Raw genomic sequence first — 2,765 nt, forward strand, 5'->3', positions numbered from 1 at the left:
GAGTGGTTGGGACGGATCCGTCGAGCCGTTCGGCACGTACGTAGATCTCCCAGACCAGGATCACCGATAGCTGCGGTAGCCGCCGTCAGTTCGGCCGCGCCCCGGCCCGCGCCGCGCGGAGCGCCTTGATCCTGAAGAGAGGATTTCGGCAATTATGTTCGACCGGCTCTCTCTCGGGCCGCCGAACGGTTCGGGGTCCTCAGCACTGTGATCAGCCTCGTGCCTTCCGATACCGCTGGCCTGGAATGCCGGCTGCGTCAGGCATTGCCGTGGCTACCCGTCGAGAGCAGAGAGCCGGACACGTACCGGTCAATGCTCACCGTCGCGTCGGGTCCAATGGAGCGCGACCCAGCCGGCCTGCCTGCATCGTTGGCGCAGCCGGCCGGGTGGCGCGCGTTGTCAGGAGGAACAGGTGTTGAGCATGCTCTGTAGCGCGGACTTCTCCGAGGACTGCAGGGTGAGGCTCCAGCTGTACTTCACGGTAATCCACATCTTGCTGTAGGTGCACCGGTACGACGACAGGGGCGGCTGCCAAGTGGAGGCGTCCTAGTCGCCCTTCGACTGATTGACGTTGTCCGTCACCGCGATTAGCTGCGGGCGGGTCAGGTCGTTGGCGAAGCTCTGCCGGCGGCTCGTCGTCCGGGAGTGGGCGCCGGAGCGCCACGCTTCGGCCAGCGGCACGACGTGGTCGATGTCGACATCGGAGGCCGCCGACCAGGTCGCACCGTCATATGGGCTGTACCAGCGACCCGAGGTAGCGGCGCAGGAGCTGTCGACGACTACAGAGGTGCCGTCACGCTTGAGGACCTGCTCGCGAATGTTGCAGCTACCGCTGACCGTGATCCAGTGCGGAAACAGCTCCCGCGAATAGCCACTGGTCGAGCTCTGGGCTGCCACGGTCAGGGCGTTGAGCTGCGACTGGGCCGTTGCCTTCGACGGGATGCCGGAAGGCGTGGCCGAAGCCAGTGCGCGTTCACGGCGGCCAGGCATGTACCCACGAGAGCGACCACCGCGATAGCGGCAGCGCGGTGCATGGCACGCCAGGAGAGAGTGACAGGGGATGCGATCGGCATTAGCGGCAGCCTCTCGTCAAAGAGTGGACGGCAACCGTCTCGACCGATCATGTCGATCGAAGGTCATGCCCGCCCGTAAAGGGCGTCCGTCCAGTCATTGAGTATCTGGCGTATCCAGACCCCGCACCCCTCTGCGACTGGCGACGCTCCCATCCAGCATCGATGGTTTCGACTCTCAGACGATCGGGCGGCCCGACACCTTGACGGACGCTGCGTCAGCGGCCGGCGGCTACGTGCTCGACGAGCAGGTGCGAGGAGTCGTCAGTCAACTAACTTGAGTCCGACCCGCGTCAAGGCTGACGCCGCCTTGCTGCTCCCCCGTGTCCGCTCCATCGGTCTAACTGCTCGCACCACCGATGGCGCACGGGTGTGACCTTACACAGGGCAGCGAAGCCATGACAGTCACGGTATCTTCGGCGGCATGAGTGGGGGCCGGAGGTCTGATAGCCGTAACAGACGGCGACAGGTCAGTGAAGGTGAACGCGCTGCCGCGGCGGAGGCTTACCGCACGTCAGTCTCCCGATTGCAGCACACCGCATACCGGAACATGCGACAGGCCGTCGCCTACGCCACGATCTTCGTCGCGGTCATGGCCACCTGGATGCTCTTCATCGGTCAACCCACCCCGACGACTTTCCCGTGGTACGCCATCTCGATCCTCAGTGGCGCGTTCGGGCTCTCCACCTATGTCGTTCGCGAGCCGCGTCCGCGGCTCTACGTACTCGCTGCCGGCGTCGTCCTGGCCGTCGTAGGCGTGACCGGCCTTTTCATCACGGGCTAGGGCACCGATGACGCTGTCCGTCGAGCCGCAAGCCTTGGTCAGCTTCGCCCGCCAGGTCGATCGCGCCGCCGTGGACGTGTGGGCAATGCGTAGCTACCTCAACCGTCACGCTGACGTCGCGACCGGTGGCGAACAGGTTGAGATCGCCAAAGCAGCGCACGAGCAGGCGGTGGAGGTCATCAACGGCACCCTCAACCGGCTCGCCTGCCTACTAGAAAACTCTGCTCCCGAGCTACGGGCCGCTGCTGTTTACTACCGCACGACCGACCTGGCCAACGCCGACCGCCTTGACGGGGCCCTGCCGCCAGCAGGCGACCGTTGCATCACCGCCCTTGAACTGGAACTGGCGAACAACCCCTGCGCTCCCGCGAACTTCATCGACGTCCGCGACGTACGCGGGCACCTCGACACCCCGGGCGACCCGGACAAGCCAGCGAACTCGCTGGGCTGGATGGACTACATCAGCCCGACAAACTGGGTCAACGAGGTGTTCAACCACGTCTTCGGCTTCGACCCCATCGGCAGGCTCCAGAGCCAGGTCTCCGGGGACTGGGAAGCCCTGGCCAAGATGGCACCCGTGGTCGACAACATCGGTGGCTCCCTCCATGACTTGGCCTACAACATCCAGTCCGGCACCACCACCCTGCATCCCCTCTGGCAAGGTATCGCTGGCGACGGAGCCTTCCGCTACTTCACGACCACGGCCAACGCCACCGCCGACCTCCACACTCCTCTTTCCGCAATCAGCAAGGCATACCGAGAAATGGCCGACGCCGTCTGGTCCGCCGGAGAAGCCATCGGCGGCGTTGTCAAGAGCCTCATCGACGGCGCCATCATCATCGGTGTCGCCGCCGCCGCCGGCACCGTCACCTCGGCGAGCGGGGTCGGCGCGATCGTCGGCTACGGCGTCG

At 65.4% G+C, this 2,765-nt stretch carries 2 protein-coding genes and 1 pseudogene; 2 read left to right on the plus strand and 1 reads right to left on the minus strand.

Features of this window, described 5'->3' with window-relative positions; genetic code table 11:
- Positions 1 to 399: 399 nt before the first annotated feature.
- A pseudogene (locus tag ACWCO3_RS33590) lies at positions 400 to 1,073 on the minus strand (GmrSD restriction endonuclease domain-containing protein).
- A 547-nt stretch (positions 1,074 to 1,620) separates the two neighbouring features.
- Between ACWCO3_RS33590 and ACWCO3_RS33595 the strand changes: the two are divergent.
- Positions 1,621 to 1,854, plus strand: a complete 234-nt coding sequence (locus ACWCO3_RS33595) for a hypothetical protein (RefSeq protein ID WP_450013971.1) — start codon at positions 1,621 to 1,623, stop codon at positions 1,852 to 1,854.
- A 7-nt stretch (positions 1,855 to 1,861) separates the two neighbouring features.
- A partial coding sequence (locus ACWCO3_RS33600; RefSeq protein ID WP_450013973.1) for a WXG100 family type VII secretion target occupies positions 1,862 to 2,765 on the plus strand: 904 nt, incomplete at its 3' end.

Source organism: Micromonospora sp. NPDC002411 (assembly GCF_053592955.1).